This window comes from Pseudomonas sp. DE0010 (genome assembly GCF_007680745.1).
Classification (GTDB): domain Bacteria; phylum Pseudomonadota; class Gammaproteobacteria; order Pseudomonadales; family Pseudomonadaceae; genus Aquipseudomonas; species Aquipseudomonas parafulva_B.
Genome location: NZ_VEJQ01000239.1, coordinates 1 through 256 on the forward strand (window position 1 = coordinate 1; position 256 = coordinate 256).

Genomic DNA, 256 nt, shown 5'->3' on the forward strand with positions numbered 1-256 from the left:
GGATGCCCACCAGGAAGGCGGCGAACATCATCGCCCAGTGCACGCGCTTGATGCCGAAGGCGCGGATCAGCGTCTGGGCGATCTGGTCGGCGCCGCCGGAATCGGCCATCAGCTTGCCGAGCATGGTGCCGAGGCCCAGCAGGATGCCGACGAAGCCGAGCACGCCGCCGAAGCCGTCCTGGAAGGATTTCATGACCTTTTCCACCGGCATGCCGGAGGTCAGGCCGAGAAAGCCCGAGGCGATGGTCAGGGCGAT

The 256-nt window shown here is 66.4% G+C and carries 1 pseudogene; it reads right to left on the bottom strand.

Going from position 1 to position 256, the window contains the following annotated elements:
- Positions 1-256, bottom strand: a pseudogene (locus FS767_RS22385) (SLC13 family permease); the annotation flags it as partial.